This window comes from Jonesia quinghaiensis DSM 15701, assembly GCF_000423205.1.
GTDB classification, from domain to species: Bacteria; Actinomycetota; Actinomycetes; order Actinomycetales; family Cellulomonadaceae; genus Jonesia; species Jonesia quinghaiensis.
This window is the reverse complement of record NZ_AUHN01000013.1, coordinates 1-15,285: the sequence shown is the minus strand read 5'-3', so window position 1 is coordinate 15,285 and position 15,285 is coordinate 1. Positions and strand designations below refer to the sequence as shown.

Genomic DNA, 15,285 nt, shown 5'->3' with positions numbered 1-15,285 from the left:
CCTGAAACCTCCATGAAACCTCTCTCACCAGCAGCGGTTACGTGAGATTCCAGTGACCAATGATTAACGCGTCAACCAGGTTGACGGAAACATGTCACCTTTACGCTGACAACGACGGGCTGGTCTAGTCCGGTTGTGAGGACAAGGAGAATGACATGTCAACTGTCTTAGAACACACCCCCGGTGCGACAACCACTGCCGTGTGCCGGGCATCGGACGTTGAAGTTGGGTGGGGGGTGGCTGCCCTGTTGCCGTGGGGGCAAGCTGCTGTTTTCCGTACACTTGACGGCTCATTGTTCGCCGTAGATAACCGATGCCCCTGCTGTTCCGCTGCTGTTATTGCTCGCGGTATCGTTGGTGACCGCACAGTACAGGGGGCCCGCGTCCCAACGGTCGCGTGCCCCCTGCATAAACATGTTTTTCGCCTTGACACAGGCGAAAGCCTCACCGGCGCACCGCAAGGGTTACGGACACTGCCGCTTCATCGCGTGGATGACACCCTCTTTATTGGCACACCGTAACGTGCAACTACCGAGAAACGTCGAGTTCTTGGTCTAGTTTCTTCTCACGTTCCTTCTTCGCAATGAACTGGGCAGGCTGGTCAGGGCCATCCCACACTTGAAGAACTCCCCACGCGACCGCAGCAATCGGTACGGACAGAACCGCTCCCACAATCCCGCCAATGATTGTTCCAGCAGTCAAACCAAGCAGGATCACCAACGGGTGCAAGCTCAAGGTTTTACCCATGATCTTTGGTTGGAGGAAGTTACCTTCAAGTTGGTTCACCGCAATCACGATGACCACAACAATGAGCGCTGTTCCAATACCTTGATCCACCAGGGCCACAAGCGCGGCAAGGAACCCCGCAAGGGTCGCTCCGACAAGGGGGATGAATGCGGTCAGGAACACAATCACGGCTAGCGGGATAGCCAACGGGACCCCAAGAATAACCAACCCAAGCCCAATACCTATGGCATCAACGGCAGCTACCGTAGCGGTACCGCGAATGTAGTCACCCATTGTTCGCACCGAACGGGTACCAACACGGCGAGCGCGTTCGTACCCGGAGCCCTGCAGCGGGCGCAAAATGAACTCCCAAATCGCGGGGCCGTCTTTCATGAAGAAGAACGTGACGATCAGGGTGAGGAAGAAGCTGGTGAAGAACGTTCCCGTTGCTGATAGTCCCGCGACTGCACCAGAACCAAATTGGCTTGACGTCAGGAAATCGATTGCACTTTGACGTGCGGAGTCGATCTGCGCGGAATCAATATCGATAGGTGAGTCCTCAAGGAGGACAAGTAATTCGGAAAATCCGTCTTGCGCTGAGGTCGCTAGGTCACTCCATTGGCTTCGTACCGCCGTGACAATCGCGGTGATGAGTGACCCCACCACAACAAATGCACCCACAAAAACCAGCCACGTTGCAACAATGGATGACATTCCCCGCGAGCGCAGCCACGCTAACAGTGGGAACACTGCTGAGGAAATAATGAGCGCAAGAATGACGGGGATAAACACCACCCCGAGGTAAGACATCGCCCAAAAGAGCAGTGCAATAACAACAAGCAGTGCGATAGTTTGGGCTGCCCGGATCGCTAACACTCCATAGGCATCACTCCACGATGCGCGCACGGGGTCGTTTGGGGTGGCCGGGGCTGAGGTGTCAACCGTTGGTGGGTTGGGCGCAGAGTGATGGCGTGCGCCGCGGGTAAGCCATGACAGAAACATTGAGGTCCTCATCTGCGGGGTGGTCTAGTCATTATGACGCGTTATTCAACAGACCGTCGATTACAAGCCCTCGAAGGGCTGGAAGTGTCGCATGGAAAACCTCACCACTGTCGAGGTCATAAAGCGCGGCGATAGCGGTGAGGATTTGCCGAATGGTCAGTTCCCCATCGCTTGCTCCAACAAGCCCTGCTAGGGCAGTGTCTGCTTGAACGGTGCGCCGTAGCCCGCCCCCTTGGCGTAGCAAAATGATGTGCGGTTCGGGGGATCCTGGGGTGTAGTACCGTTCCTCGGTGACGTCCTCGGCCACTGTGAGGGCCAGGTCCACAAAAGCATCGTCGGGCAGTTCACGCAGGAGCTCAACTGCTTCAAGTGTTGCGGCGAGTGTTGGCCCAAGGGGTTGGGTGATGTCCCCGGTGATCTCTTCATAACGGTTCATGGTGGCGCCGCTGGTCAGGGGGCGGTGCAGGACAATGATGCCAAACCCGATGCCGCTAACCCCTCGCGAATCAAAATCATCAAGCCATGCCTCATACGCCGTGGTGTACGCGTCATGGTTGCGTTCTGGTGCCATCCCGCCATCACGAAGCCACGTTTCGGCGTAGTGCGCGGGGTCTAGTTGTTCGCGTTGAATAAACCACGTGTCTAGTTCCCCATGCTGCGCTGTCGTTTGTTCCACCCAGGCACGTGGATGTGTATCCCACGCGGTGTCCTCGCTGATCTCCCAGTTCCCCAGCATGACAGCGGTGCCCCCCGGTGCCAGGTGCTCAGCGGCACCAGAAATCATCTGCCCCACCAACCGGTCACCGGTTTGCCCGCCGTCACGGTACTCATAGGTGTCCACGCTGCCTGCCGCCCGCGGAGTGATAACAAAAGGTGGGTTTGACACAATCACATCAAACTTTTCGCCAGCGACTGGCTCAAAAAGTGACCCGTGACGCAGGTCCACAGCGATGTCATTGAGGGCCGCATTAAAAGCCGCATAATCCAAAGCGCGCTGCGAAATATCGGTGGCAACAATTGTTGATGCATGCCGGGACGCATGAAGCGCCTGAATGCCGCTGCCTGTCCCAATATCCAACACGGTCGACACTGTGCGCCGAGGAGTCACCTGAGCCAACGTCAACGACGCGCCTCCCGCACCCAACACGTGGTCGGCATGAAGAGCTGACTGCGTCACCGTTTCCCCCATGTCTGAGGCAAACCACCAAGTCACAAGTCCTGTTTCATCACTGAACTGGTGAGGGCGAAGGTCCACAACAGCCCGGTACCCACCCTCGGCATCTGTGCTGTATTCCAGCAACTGCATGGCTACAGCCCCAGTGGCGGTGACCGTGGGGAAGGCCAAGTCAGCGTCCTCTTCAGAGATCACCTCACCAAGCAAAAACATACGCACCAACACTGCACAGGCGCCGCTCTTGCCACGCACTGCCCTCCGCGCCGCGACCGTCTGCTCCCTATGCAGCGCATCGTGCGCAGTGTCCCCCAGAAGCTCGCGCACACCGTCAACGGTGTACCCGGCGTTGAAGAGGTCCTCGCGCAAGTGCGAAACACGGTCGGTAATAATGGGCGTACGATGCTCTGTCATCCCACCATTGTCACCCATAGCAAGGAACGCGCCCTGCCCCAGTGGGGCGTCACAACACCGTGAGTTCACACACCACAGGTAGGTGATCTGAGGCGATGACAGCATCAGCGGCAGTATCCACACGAGCGTTAAGCACGGTGGCTCGCGGTGGGGCAAACACTGCATCAATACAACGACGGGGCCGATGCCCAGGGAACGTTGGCCCGGTTTCTACCGGAGTCAGCACCTGGGCGAACGCCTGCCAAGAGTCACCATCTCGTTGTTCATTGATGTCCCCCACCACAATGCACCGCCCCGGCCCCCACTCAGTGACCGTGTCAAGAATCAACGTGCGGTGGCGTTGACGCTCTGCCGCATTAAGACCCAAGTGGACGTTCACCACCACAACGTCCTGCAAATCCACCCACGAAAATCCACGCCGAGAAGGCCACGCCAAACGCTCACGCAATTGAGGCACCCAACTCCTCAGATCCCATGGCAAAACACGGGCACCGGCAGCGCGCACCCGCGGGCTAAGACTATTACGCACTAGCAACGCAGTAGTCACCCCGCCAAAGGGAAACCCACCTGGCACCACACATTCCATACCCAACGCATCGGCCAAGGAACGCACCCGCCGCGGTCCACTCAGCGAACGTGGCGGCTCTTGAATCGCCAACACATCGGCGTCGAGCGATCGCAGCACTCGCAGGAGCGCGTGGCGGTCCCCGCGAAACCCTTTGACGTTATAAGTCGCTATGCGTAAGTGCACGGCTTCCTCCCCTTACTTACGGGTGCGCGGGCTGTACGCTTCACCATCTGCAGGCATTTGCTGAGTTGAGCGTATCGTTTTGTCACGTCATTGGCAGGATGTCACTGACACCTCGCTGCGTTTTTTGCCGGTATTCTGCGAGCGCGGCGGCGTATTCGGGGTTGGTGCCGTCGGGGCGGACGCGTTGGACCACGTAGTCGGTGACTCCCATGGCGATGACTTCTTCGCGGATGGTGACGATGTCTTCTTCGTCGAGGGTCAGTGGGTCGAGGGTGGTGCGCACTTGGACGTTGATTCCTGCGTCGAGGAGCATGTGCAGGGTGCGCATGGGTTTGCTGTTGTCGGGTGCCCGGCCAGTGACTGCTTGGTATTTTTCGCTCGGGGCTTTGATGTCTAGGCCTACCCAGTCCAGGAGTGGCAGGAGCGCTTGCACCCGGGTGGGGTATTGGCCCCCGGTGTGCAGGCCGACAGCGAATCCGAGGTTTTTGGTGCGTTGTGCTGCATCGACGAGGGCGATTTGGCGGGTGGGTTCTCCCCCGGAGAAAACTACCCCGTCGAGGAGTCCGCGGCGTTCGGTGAGGGTGTCTGCTACGTGTTGCCAGGGGATGACGCCGGGTTTTTTGGCGTCGATGATGGAGAAGTTGTGGCAGTAACCGCAGCGCCAAGGGCAGCCTTGGAGGAACAGTACTGCTGCGAGTTTTCCTGGCCAGTCGCAGGCCGAGAACGGCTCGAAACCTGCGATTTCGAGCCGTTCAGCGGGGTGTTCTTGGTGTGTCATGCCAGGGCTGGGACAACGGTTGATGCGTGGGCGGTGTGTTCTTCGAACATGGTGCGTTCGGCGTGCTCACCTTTTTTCCCGATGTTGAATGAGGACACGGGGCGGTGGTAGCCCATGACTCGTGTCCAGACTTCGCATTCCACTGGTTGCGCATCGGGGTTTTCGAGTTGGCATTTCCAGCAGGTGTGGTGTTCGCCTTGGAGGTACCCGTGGGTGGGGCAGATGGAGAACGTTGGGGTGATGGTGATGTAGGGCAGCCGGAAGTTGAACAGTGCGCGTTTGACGATTTCTTTGCACGCCGATGCGGAAGAGATTTGTTCTTGCATGTAGAGGTGCAGAACGGTGCCGCCGGTGTATTTCATTTGTAGTTCTTCTTGGCGCATGAGGGCTTCGAAGGGGTCTGCGGTGAAGCCAACTGGCAACTGTGATGAGTTGGTGTAGTAGGGGTTGTCGTCGGTGCCTGCGTGGATGATCTCGGGGTAACGGGCGATGTCTTCTTTGGCGAACCGGTAGGTGGTGCCCTCTGCTGGGGTTGCTTCGAGGTTGTACAGGTGGCCGGTTTCTTCTTGGAAGTCGACCATGCGGGCGCGCACGTGGTCCAGGACGCGTAGTGCCATGGCGTGGCCGCGGGGGTCGGTGATGTCGTACTTGTCGCCGGTGAAGTTACGGATCATTTCGTTGAGTCCGTTGACACCTAGGGTGGAGAAGTGGCTGTCGAGGCTGCCGAGGTAGCGTTTGGTGTAGGGGAAAAGCCCATTGTCGATGTAGTGCTGCACGGTGGTGCGTTTGATCTCGAGGGAGTCTTTCCCAAGTTCCATGAGGTGGTCGAGTGCGGCCAGGAGTGCAGCTTCGTCTCCAGCGTATTGGTAACCCAGACGTGCGCAGTTGACTGTTACGACGCCGATTGAACCTGTTTGCTCAGCTGATCCGAACAGACCGTTGCCGCGTTTGAGGAGTTCTCGTAGGTCGAGTTGCAACCGGCAGCACATGGACCTGATTTGACCGGGTTCCAGTTCGGAGTTGATGAAGTTTTGGAAGTAGGGCAGGCCGTACTTCGCTGTCATTTCGAAGAGGAGGTCGGCGTTTGGTGATTCCCAGGGGAAGTCTTCTGTGATGTTGTATGTGGGGATGGGGAAGGTGAATACTCGCCCTGATGCGTCTCCGGCAGTCATCACTTCCATGTAGGCGCGGTTGATGGTGTCCATTTCTTCATGGAGGTCGCCGTAGGTGTAGTCCATCACCTGTTCGCCAACGATGGGGTGTTCGTCGCGGAGGTCTTCTGGGCAGGTCCAGTCGAAGGTGAGGTTGGTGAAGGGGGTTTGGGTGCCCCAGCGGGATGGGACGTTGAGGTTGTACACCAGCTCTTGGATGCACTGTTTCACCTGGGTGTAGGTGAGGTTGTCGTTGCGTACGTAGGGAGCCATGTAGGTGTCGAAGCTGGAGAATGCTTGGGCGCCGGCCCATTCGTTTTGCATGGTGCCAAGGAAGTTCACCACTTGGCTTACCGCTGAGGACAGGTGTTTGGGTGGGTTTGATTCAACTTTTCCAGGCACCCCGTTGAACCCTTGTTGCAGGAGCATTTTGAGGGACCAACCGGCACAGTACCCGCCGAACACGTCGAGGTCGTGGATGTGTAGGGCGCCGCTTCGGTGGGCTTGCCCGATTTCTGGAGAGTAGACGGTGGACAACCAGTAGTTTGCCGTGACTTTGCCAGCGGTGTTGAGGATCAGACCGCCAAGGGAGTACCCCTGGTTTGCATTGGCGTTGACCCGCCAGTCGCTGCGGTCAAGGTACTCATTCATTGACTGCACGACGTCAATGGTGACACTCTCACGCTGCGGGTTTTGGGGGATTGTTGTCGTTGTTTCGGCGCCCATGTGGTTGCTTGACACGTGCTTCTCCTTTGATGTGCGGGGTGGGAATGGCTGCGTTCTCTCGCGTCACAGAAAACACCAAGAGCACTACATCTAGTAGTTCCCCTGCTTTTCATCTACTAGATAGACCATTCTTCCCCCGGAAGGCATGTTGCCTAGCGGGACCTTTGTCCCGCGGCAGCGCAACCCGCGCACCACGGTTTATGACACAAAATTTTCCCTCCCACGCACCGCCTCATACAGTGTTCGCCAACAGCCTCACCGGGCTGTGAAACACAGTGAACTTATCTGACACACAACCGCCCTGAACCCTGCCAACAACGAAGAAAAACGGGAGGTGAAATAGGACTCACCGGCGCGTCTCACTCCACCCGCAACCCACCGCACCATCGTCCTCCCCGCGGACCTCACGGAGCTCGCATCGGGTGATCCATTGGGTTAAATAGTTCACAGCAGTTGCCAAGGGACACTGAGGTTCGTAACGTCGAAGATGCAAGGGGTACGCAGGCGGCTTCGCATGTTCTTGGGACAGCGGCTCAATGGAGAGCCAACCTTCCCTCATCACAACTCAATCTTTCGTTCTGTTCCTCTCGGGGTCCGACCTTGGCGGGGGTGCGGGCACCATGTGATGTCAGGCGCAGAACACGCGGGGCAGGAACCTTTTTGACTCCCTGGTTCCACTCCCTAAGCTCCGCGTCCGTATGAGGGCCCGTGCGACGCGCAGCGCGGGCCCTCCTCTATTTCGGGCTACTCTTATTCCACTACTTACGCTGCCTGCGGATGGCGCGTTGATACCTGTGGAGACCCCATGCCTACCTTTGATGTGTCACTCATTCACAACGCCAAATTTCAGGTCACAAAGTTCCGTGAAGGCTACGACATGGTGGAAGTCGATGACTACCTCGACCGTATCGCAGCCGCAGCACAAAGTGGGCCTCAAGAGATACAACACATCATCGCTGACATCCCAACAGCGAAGTTTCAAGTCACAAAGTTCCGTGAAGGCTACGACATGGTGGAAGTCGACGACCTCCTTGACACCGTGCTCCTCGCGTTGCGGAACTACCTCGCACAGGGTGGCACGGGCGGCATGAACGGCCAAGCGCCTTACGGAACAGCCACCACCCCACTTCACGATGCGCCCCCAGCTGCGACAACACCGCGCCAGGCCCCTCGGCTCATGGCAAGCGACGTCATACCCCCAAACTTCAACACCACGAAGTTGTCGCCAGGTTACTCAAAACAAAGCGTCGATTCGTTTTTCCGCGATCTACAGCGCATCGTTGCGATGGGTCGTGAGGAAGAACTGCTTGGCATTGAAGACAAAGTCGTCAACCGAAATATCCCAAAAACCGGGCCCTTCAGCGCCGGATACTCCGCCAAAGAAGTCAACAACTTCCTCGATGGACTCCTACGCACAATCCGCAACTGAGCACACACAACTGTGGGGATAGTGCTTGAGCACCATCCCCACAGTTGTTGCAGCATTGCTACTGCCACTAGTCGTCACCCCTATGCGAGGTGTCAGAACGCTGGAGCACCAGCTTCCGCGACCATAAAGCCGGGCGCAGTAAACCCCTTGTCCGCAAACGCAGCAGCCACAGCATCGGCGACTTTCTGCGCCTCATCGAGGCGCACTAACGCAATCGCTGAACCGCCAAAACCGCCACCAATCATGCGGCCACCCAATGCACCAGCCGCATTAGCGGCATCTACAGCAACGTCCAACTCAGGGCAAGAGACTTCATAGTCATCACGCAACGACACGTGAGCCTCAGTCAGTAATGGACCCACTTCTTCAGTGCGCCCCTCATCCAACAGAGTCACCACACGGCGCACGCGCTCAATGTCCCCCAGTACGTGACGCACCCGGCGCACCGCAACCTCAGGGTTCTGGTCGCTCGGCAACGCACCAGGAGCCGTGAGCTGGGCAGCGATCTCATCAGCGCTACGCCCAGCATCGGCAATCGCACGTAACGACGGAACACCCAACGCCACAGCCGCAGCTTCACAGGTAGCACGGCGCTGAGCATACTGGCCATCAACCAACTGGTGCGGGGCACGCGTATCAATGATGAGCAACGCAAGCCCAACATCGGACAGAGCAAAAGGAACCTGCTGAACGTCCTGTGTTTGGCAATCAAGCAACAACAGATGCCCTGCCTGGGCACGCAGAGACGCAGACTGGTCCATACCGCCTGTGTTAGCACCAGCAATCTCGTTCTCAGCGCGAATACACGCCTGCACTAAAACCTTACGGCCTTCGTCGTTTGGCTCATCCACAGTGCCAGCAAGCCCCAAACCGAACACTTCATCCAACGCCACGGCAGCTGAAGCCTCCAACGCCGCCGAGGACGACAACCCCGCACCGTAAGGCACACAGGACGTCACAGCGGCATCAAAACCACGGACCGCGTAGCCTTGCTCACGCAACGCCCACGCCACGCCCGCAACGTACGCACCCCACCCAGTGTGAGCACCTGGCGCAACCTCATCGAGGTCCACCTCCCACACGGCGTCTTCCTGCGCTGACACCAACCGAATGATGGTGTCCTCACGGGCAGTTAACGCAATAAATGTGCGGTGCAGCAACGCGAAAGGGAAAACCAAACCGTCGTTGTAGTCTGTGTGCTCACCAATGAGGTTGGCGCGCCCAGGGGCAGACCCCACTCCGGCAGGCTCAGCATTAAAGCAGTCGCGGTACACCTTCTCCGCACGTTCACGCCCTTCAACAGGGCTCCACGAATCAATCCACTGTGCAGTCATGGTTACTCTCCACTCGTCGCTGCGGCGTCAAGTTCCGCAACAGCTTCACGCAGACGATCAGCGATACGTTCTGGTGTGGTGTCGGAAATCCACGCACCCATACCTGATTCTGAGCCTGCCAAGAACTTCAACTTCCCAGGTGCCCGCAAAATCGAGAACAACTGCAGGTGGAGGCGCAGGTCCTCACGCCCCTCACCTACGGGGGCTTGGTGCCACGCAGCGATGTACGGGGTTTTCGTGAGGCTACCGTCTTCTTGGGCAGGGAAGAACCGGTCAACAGTGTTGAGCATGCGCAAGTACGCCTGAGCCAGGTCTGCACGTTCCGCGTCAGTCAACGCCGGCAAATCTGGGACGTCACGGCGTGGCGCAAGGTGGATTTCAACTGGCCAACGAGCAGCCATCGGCACGTAAGCCACCCAGTGCTCGGTTTCAAAGACGATGCGGCGCCCGGAGCGCAGTTCAGCGTCCAGCACGTCACGGAGCAGGTTGCGGCCTGTTTCTTCGCGGTGGCGGTGTGCTTGCACAAGCATCTGAGCTGTACGAGGAGTCACGTAAGGGTAGGCGTAGATCTGCCCGTGTGGGTGGTGGAGAGTCACACCGATCTCTTGGCCGCGGTTCTCAAAGCAAAAGACCTGTTCGATGCCCTCAAGCGCACTGAGTTCTGCGGTACGGTTCGCCCACGCTTCGATGATGGTGCGCATCCGGGTTGGGTTCACTTCACGCAACGACTTGTTAGCGTCAGGTGAGAAGCAGATGACTTCGCAACGTCCTGCGGCCGGGCGCTGGCGCCACAACTCTTCGCCTTCAAACGCGATGTCAGTGCTGTCTACACCAGGCACGCGCATCAGTGACGGGAAACGGTTCTCAAACACCACGACGTCATAGTCAGTGTCAGGGATTTCGCCATCCGAGTAGGCTGCACCTGGCTTGGCAGGTGCAAGTGGGTTCGCATCTGCTGGCGGGAGGTGGGTGCGGTTCATACGGTGAGCGGCGTGTGGAATCCACTCTCCTGTGAGGACGTCGTAGCGCATCGTTGGACCGGTGACGGGCTGTTCCACACCGTTCTCGTCGAGAACTGGCGCATACCGGTCCGCGAGGGGGCGGGGGTCATCCGCGCGGCGGGTCTTTTCCCCAGTGACGTATGCGGGGGTGTCGTCAAAGTAGAAAAGGTCGCGCCCATCGGCAAGGGTGATCTGCGTACGTCGCACATCAGGGGTGAGGCTGGTCATGGCTTCCTCAAAGTGGTTGGAGGGTTTTACTCTTTATTTTTACGTTGAAAATTAGTGCTCTGTCAAGGGTTGCCGACACCCTAGATCCCCTTTTATTATCGAGGGGTTACATTTCTTTAGTCTTCGAATAAACTGATGGGACCATGAACCCAGTCTCCGACCTCCCGCTGCCATTGGCCGGGCATGAACGTGCCATCGTGCGGTCACTACTCCTTGATGGACCGCAAACACGCACTGAACTAGCCCGCGACCTCGACTTATCTGCGGGAAGCCTCACCCGGCTGACTCGGCCCCTCCTGGAAACCAAACTCATCACCGAGCAAGCAGCAACTCAGTCCCCCACAGGTGTGGGACGCCCCTCCGTTCCACTTGCCTTCGAGCACGATTCGTGTCGAGTTATCGGCATCAAACTCACCGAATCCCACTCGCACGCAGCGCTGACAACGGCTGATGCCCGTGTAGAACGCACCATCACGTTACCGCTCGTCAACAGCAGCTCAGCATCCGTCATGGCAACCATGACAACGCAGGTCGCCCAGCTCCTCCAATGGTCACAGCACCCCGTGCTGGGCGTCGGAGTGACATTAGGTGGGCACGTATCACGCTACCAAACAGTGACACGAGCGGACTATCTCGGGTGGGACAACCTTGACCTCGCCACGGAACTAGGTGAGCGCGTCGGGCTGCCAGTCACGGTAGAGAACGACATCATCGCGCAAACTGAACTCTCCGCATGGTTCGGTGAAGGACGCGGATGCGACCGCTTCGCACTGTTCACACTAGGGGCTGGAATCGGGTTCGGCCTCGTGGCCCACGGGCGGAGCGTGTCCAACACGGAGGCAGGTTTCAGCTTACTCACCCACCACCGCCTCCTCTCTGAGGAACTCCTGGATCGCGCACCCAACACACGATATGTCCGCGGGGCATGCGGCCACCTGGCGTGCGCAGCCACACTCTTCACCAGTCGAGAGATTTCACGGCGTGGATCAGCCGCCTTGGGGCGTCAGGTCACTGCAGAACAAGTGTTGGGGTTAGCGCGCGCAGCTGACCCCGCGGCTCGCCTGTTAGTTGACGTGTCAGCTTTCGCACTTGGACAGTTCTTGGCGAGCGTCGCCAACATGACACTGCCAGAACGGATCATCCTCGGCGGGGAAATGTGCGAAATCGCCGACATTGCACGTGGTGCCCTTGACGAGGGGATGCGATCCTGCCGTGACCCTCGCACCACGAACCCACCTGTTTACCTCCAAGACCCAGATATCTCCTCATGGTCCCGCGGCGCAGCTGTTCTCGCAGTCCAGAATTTGCTGATTGGGCGCGCGTCGTAAGTTCACATTCGGTTGTGCTCGACACTTTCAAAACAGCAACTCCCTCAACGCATGCACCAATCTTTCGATGCGTTCCCCGTAGCCACTCCCTCGAGGCCAGCGCCTCCCCTTCGATGTGGCCCACTCGGTTGACCTGCGCGTCTACACCGAACAGCGACCTTCACGAGGCACGCTAAGAGTCCCTACATCACCTCTCCGCACTCATCCCCTTACCGGACAGATGCGTTGTTGCATATGGTCACAAGTGCCGATCCCCCTCGCTCCACGCCCTGTAAATTCACTACTAAGGTAGGGGTGTTATCAATCCGTTATCAAACGGGCCGGATCTTTACTCAGAGTTTCTACCTCCCTCACGACAGGGAACGAAAAGCTGACGTACAGAACCTATCGGTGTTGTTTTGCCGGTGAGAGCCGGTCATCATCAAAGCGAGGTCATGATTTATGGGTATGCGACACTCTCGGCGCCGAGAATCATCGTGGCCGCTCATGTGGGTCCCCATCGTCATTCCTGCAGTGCTAATCAGTGGGATTGCTGCAGCCCATTCCGACTTTCAATGGTTGGGCACTGCCCCAGATGATGCCCCTGACATCATCGCTTCACGCGATTTCTCCGCAGACCACGGAAGCGCTACGCCTACACCAGATGGCACAGTCGGCGGAGATGCTGCCCGTCACGCAGAAGATCTCGTGAAGAACGTTGAAGAAAAGGCCGCCGAAGCCCAAGAAGAGTTTGAAAAAGCCGAAGAAGAGAAAGCTGAACGGAAGGCAGCAAAAAAGGCGAAAGCTGCCGCCCAGAAAAAAGCTGAGCAGGAAGCCGCGGCAAACAACGATGCGCAGCCTTCTGAAGTGTCCGCTAGCGCAAGGACCAGCACGGCAACTGTTGCTCCTGAAACTGGCGTCCTCGACACTGCTAGCCGCAGTGCCGTTCGTAGCGCCTACCGCTCTCAGGTCAAAGAGAACCTTGTCACCGAACCACAACCCAAAGTTAATGGTTGTTCTGTCGAAGCAACCCCCGATGCCACGCGGACTCGGTCCTTGGAAACACTCAACTTTTCGCGGTCCCTCGCTGGATTGTCTCCGGTAAGTTTCAGTGCTGACTTCAACGCACAGTCTGAAGAAGCCGCTCTCGTTCAACACCTACAGGGCCACTTGAGCCACACGCCTTCTAGTGGCTCCTGTGACCTTCCTACCGGCGTCAAGGCGTCAGGGGAAGCCAACATCTCTATGGGGACGCACGGGGCGCGAAACGTGCTGGCATATTTAGAGGATGGCGGTGATGGTAACGCTGCAGTAGGGCACCGGAAACATATTCTCAACCCTGGCCAAGAGAAGATGGGGATTGGATTCGCAGGGAACTACGGCGCCATGTATGTCTTTGGGGCCACTGACTCATCGAATCCGACTCCCCAGTGGATTCCTTGGCCCACAGCGGGGTACTTTCCATCAGAGATGGAACCCAATGGTCGCTGGTCTTTCACAACCACACAACAAGACGTTGACTTCTCATCGGCTTCAGTATCAGTAACCCGCGGGGACACAAAAGTTAATGCAGAGATCATCCACCGTGACGGAAGCGGTGCCCGATACGGCGACCAGGCAGGCATCACCTTTGTGGTCCCTGAATCTGTACGCCAACTCAACGATTCTCAGGCAGACGTTACTGTCACAGTCTCAGGGATTCGATCCGGAGGTCAGACGCTAGACGCTGAAACCTACAAGGTGAAACTCTTCGCAGCCTCGTAGTTCCTTAGACAATCGGCCTTCTTCAAACTGTCGATCATTGTATTTGGGTACACAAAAAGGCCCTCCGTAAGGAGGGCCTTTTTAAAGTATGTGGTGCGGCTGTGTCCTACTCTCCCACACCCTCACGAGTGCAGTACCATCGGCGCTGGCGGGCTTAGCTTCCGGGTTCGGTATGGGACCGGGCGTTTCCCCGCCGCTGTGACAGCCGCAGGATTAAGTATGCCATGACTTTCGGTCAATACCAAACCATGCGCATGCTGAGGAGCTTTTCCTAGAGGATCGCTTCCGCTAGAGCCCCTCCCGGTGAGTTGTGCCTGAGGCACGCACTACGGGTTTATTGCAGTGGCACTTCGAAGAAGACCGACTGCTCGTCCCGGTAGCCGTATCCAGGAATCCGCGTGTACCCCAGCTTCTCGTAGAGAGCGACAGCTTCTGGTTGTTCAACACCCGTTTCAAGCACGAGACGCAAACCACGCTTTTCTGGTCGTTGTGAGTATGCGCGTGCTTGGCGTTCTATTTCTTCGAGGAGCATCTTAGAGAATCCATTGCCACGAAACTCTTCACGAACAAATACTCGTTTGATTTCGACGACGGGTTCACTAATTTGCTGGTATTTACCCGTGACGTCGATAAGGGCAGCGGATCCGACATCGACCCTATTTCCTTCAACAAGTCCGGAAAGGACGATCATCGCTACTGCACTGTCACCGTCGGGGTCTGGGTCAACGGCTTCTACTTGGTACCGGCGGCATAGTTCGTCTGCAGCTTCTTGGCGTAGTGCCACAGCAGCTGGCGCCATCCACTGTGTGAGGCGCAATGTTGCTGCTGTCACCTGATGTTTCATGGTGTCCTGAAGGAGATCTGTCACGCTGAATCTGTGTTTCTGTGAGTACGGATTCTTCCGGCTATCCATAAACTAACTCAGATTTGAAGTGTGTGACGGTCTAAGTGACCCAAAAAACATGTGACGCGATGCGAGATTGGTAAGTTGAAATGTGAATCAGTGCTCGCGGCACTTTATCAGCACTTGCACGTAAATTCCTTGTGAACTCTAGAGTTCACGAGTCGCATCAACCACAGTCAATAGTTGGTCTGTGCCCTATGTCGCGTACCGTGCCGGGGTGTGCCTGTCCGCCGGGGGGGGTTTAATGTGGAGGGCCCCCAACGCGAACAGTGTTCGTGTTGGGGGCCCTGCATGATGTGTGGTTGCGGCTGTGTCCTACTCTCCCACACCCTGTCGGGTGCAGTACCATCGGCGCTGGCAGGCTTAGCTTCCGGGTTCGGGATGGGACCGGGCGTTTCCCTGCCGCTGTGACAGCCGCAAAATCTTCGAAACCTAGCACGCGTGTCTGGAAGAGTGTGGTGTGGTTTGGGGTTGTGGTTTGTGGACCGGGTAGTGGACGTGTTTATGAGCAGGGTTCTTGCGTGTTTTGTGTGTGTGTTAGTGGTTGGCGTATTAGTACCGGTCAGCTCCACGAGTCGTTAGTCCTCGCTTCCACATCC

12 protein-coding genes and 2 rRNA genes are annotated in these 15,285 nt (G+C 57.5%); 4 read left to right on the top strand and 10 right to left on the bottom strand.

The features are described 5' to 3' along the window. Positions 1 to 155 precede the first annotated feature (155 nt). Complete coding sequence (locus G538_RS0112285) at positions 156 to 521, top strand: nitrite reductase small subunit NirD (protein ID WP_029069537.1); 366 nt, start codon at positions 156 to 158, stop codon at positions 519 to 521. A gap of 7 nt (positions 522 to 528) precedes the next feature. On the opposite strand, the gene G538_RS16715 is transcribed toward G538_RS0112285, so the two are convergent. From G538_RS16715 to G538_RS16705, 5 genes are all read right to left on the bottom strand, one after another. Next, positions 529 to 1,728, bottom strand: coding sequence for an AI-2E family transporter (locus G538_RS16715; protein WP_051197132.1), 1,200 nt, complete (start codon positions 1,726 to 1,728; stop codon positions 529 to 531). A gap of 31 nt (positions 1,729 to 1,759) precedes the next feature. After that, complete coding sequence (locus G538_RS0112275) at positions 1,760 to 3,313, bottom strand: DUF7059 domain-containing protein (protein ID WP_029069536.1); 1,554 nt, start codon at positions 3,311 to 3,313, stop codon at positions 1,760 to 1,762. A gap of 49 nt (positions 3,314 to 3,362) precedes the next feature. Continuing rightward, positions 3,363 to 4,064, bottom strand: coding sequence for an endonuclease/exonuclease/phosphatase family protein (locus G538_RS17825; RefSeq protein ID WP_084618406.1), 702 nt, complete (start codon positions 4,062 to 4,064; stop codon positions 3,363 to 3,365). An 82-nt stretch (positions 4,065 to 4,146) separates the two neighbouring features. Further along, a complete protein-coding gene (locus G538_RS16710) occupies positions 4,147 to 4,842 on the bottom strand; it encodes an anaerobic ribonucleoside-triphosphate reductase activating protein (RefSeq protein WP_051197130.1) in 696 nt (231 codons plus the stop codon). Continuing rightward, the gene (locus G538_RS16705; RefSeq protein WP_051197146.1) at positions 4,839 to 6,719 is read right to left on the bottom strand and encodes a ribonucleoside triphosphate reductase; all 1,881 of its coding nucleotides are present in this window, start codon (positions 6,717 to 6,719) and stop codon (positions 4,839 to 4,841) included. The genes G538_RS16710 and G538_RS16705 overlap by 4 nt, the downstream gene beginning before the upstream one ends. A gap of 805 nt (positions 6,720 to 7,524) precedes the next feature. On the opposite strand from G538_RS16705, the gene G538_RS18390 reads away from it, so the two are divergent. Next, positions 7,525 to 8,148, top strand: coding sequence for a DivIVA domain-containing protein (locus tag G538_RS18390; RefSeq protein ID WP_051197128.1), 624 nt, complete (start codon positions 7,525 to 7,527; stop codon positions 8,146 to 8,148). Between the two features lie 92 nt (positions 8,149 to 8,240). Here the strand turns inward: G538_RS18390 and galK are convergent, their stop codons facing one another. Further along, the gene (gene galK, locus G538_RS0112250) at positions 8,241 to 9,482 is read right to left on the bottom strand and encodes a galactokinase (RefSeq protein ID WP_029069534.1); all 1,242 of its coding nucleotides are present in this window, start codon (positions 9,480 to 9,482) and stop codon (positions 8,241 to 8,243) included. Positions 9,483 to 9,484: 2 nt separating this feature from the next. Further along, positions 9,485 to 10,711, bottom strand: coding sequence for a galactose-1-phosphate uridylyltransferase (gene galT / locus G538_RS16695; RefSeq protein ID WP_035834318.1), 1,227 nt, complete (start codon positions 10,709 to 10,711; stop codon positions 9,485 to 9,487). A gap of 143 nt (positions 10,712 to 10,854) precedes the next feature. On the opposite strand from galT, the gene G538_RS0112240 reads away from it, so the two are divergent. Together G538_RS0112240 and G538_RS0112235 are read left to right on the top strand one after the other, a co-directional pair. Then, entirely contained in the window at positions 10,855 to 12,039 is a 1,185-nt protein-coding gene (locus tag G538_RS0112240) for an ROK family protein (RefSeq protein ID WP_029069533.1), read from the top strand. Between the two features lie 447 nt (positions 12,040 to 12,486). Then, entirely contained in the window at positions 12,487 to 13,782 is a 1,296-nt protein-coding gene (locus tag G538_RS0112235; protein ID WP_169514126.1) for a CAP domain-containing protein, read from the top strand. Positions 13,783 to 13,875: 93 nt separating this feature from the next. Here G538_RS0112235 and rrf (G538_RS0112230) read toward each other — a convergent pair. The 3 genes from rrf (G538_RS0112230) to rrf (G538_RS0112220) all read right to left on the bottom strand — a co-directional run bounded on the left by rrf (G538_RS0112230) (position 13,876) and on the right by rrf (G538_RS0112220) (position 15,105). After that, a 5S ribosomal RNA gene (gene rrf, locus G538_RS0112230) occupies positions 13,876 to 13,992 on the bottom strand. A 124-nt stretch (positions 13,993 to 14,116) separates the two neighbouring features. After that, complete coding sequence (locus G538_RS17565; protein ID WP_169514125.1) at positions 14,117 to 14,650, bottom strand: GNAT family N-acetyltransferase; 534 nt, start codon at positions 14,648 to 14,650, stop codon at positions 14,117 to 14,119. A gap of 338 nt (positions 14,651 to 14,988) precedes the next feature. After that, positions 14,989 to 15,105 (bottom strand): 5S ribosomal RNA (gene rrf / locus G538_RS0112220). Positions 15,106 to 15,285 lie beyond the last annotated feature (180 nt).